The sequence below is a fragment of the Hydrogenovibrio sp. 3SP14C1 genome (assembly GCF_029625905.1).
Lineage (GTDB): Bacteria > Pseudomonadota > Gammaproteobacteria > Thiomicrospirales > Thiomicrospiraceae > Hydrogenovibrio.
This window is the reverse complement of sequence record NZ_JARTLM010000064.1, coordinates 1-281: the sequence shown is the minus strand read 5'-3', so window position 1 is coordinate 281 and position 281 is coordinate 1. Positions and strand designations below refer to the sequence as shown.

The following is a 281-nucleotide window of genomic DNA, read 5'->3' as shown; positions in this document are numbered from 1 at the left end:
ATCATGTCGGCCGATTTGACCAACAGGGTGCCTGGGCAGCCAGTGGCCGCGTGGACACCGCCCTGCTGGAGCGACTGCTGCAAGAGCCCTTCTTTCAGCAGCCACCGCCGCGCAGCACGGGTCGTGAGCTCTTTCACCTGGATTGGCTACAGCGCCACCTCACCGGCCACGAAGCGCCTTGCGACATTCCGGCCACGCTGGCGGAACTCACGGTGGCCTGTATCGCGCACGGCATTGCCCACCTGCCGCGGGGCGATCAAAAAACGACCCTGCTGGTCTGC

1 protein-coding gene is annotated in these 281 nt (G+C 65.5%); it reads left to right on the top strand.

The annotated features are described in order from the left end of the window. On the top strand, positions 1-281 hold a 281-nt coding region (locus P8629_RS11650; protein ID WP_278166292.1), incomplete at both ends, for an anhydro-N-acetylmuramic acid kinase.